Genomic DNA, 368 nt, shown 5'->3' on the forward strand with positions numbered 1-368 from the left:
ACATTGACCAATAATGTGTTTAATGATGAAGGGCTTTTAAATGTAGATGGTAATAATGGCAATGTAAATATGCCTGCTACCAGCGCGCATATTTATGTTAAAGATCTCACGGACCCAGCGCAGAAGAAACTGACGCTGACACCAGATAGCTTAACATTGAATGAAGGCAACAGCACCGCGTTCAAAATGTCGTTGCCAGCTGGTTATAGCTCTGCTAAACCAGTGACCATTACCTTAACAACGAAAGTGGCCGGTACAGAAGCAGCTGCAACTGACTTCCAATACCTGCAAACGTCGATCGTATTCCCTAAAAACACGGCAGTATTCACTACTACGGCTGCAGTGATCAAAGCGATCGCAGACCAGAT

At 44.3% G+C, this 368-nt stretch carries 1 protein-coding gene; it reads left to right on the plus strand.

Annotated elements, in window-relative coordinates; all coding sequences use genetic code 11:
• The coding region (locus AB4Z08_RS35875; protein ID WP_441578583.1) for a hypothetical protein at positions 1-368 on the plus strand (368 nt) is incomplete at both ends.

Source organism: Chitinophaga sp. RAB17 (assembly GCF_052114225.1).
GTDB lineage: Bacteria > Bacteroidota > Bacteroidia > Chitinophagales > Chitinophagaceae > Chitinophaga.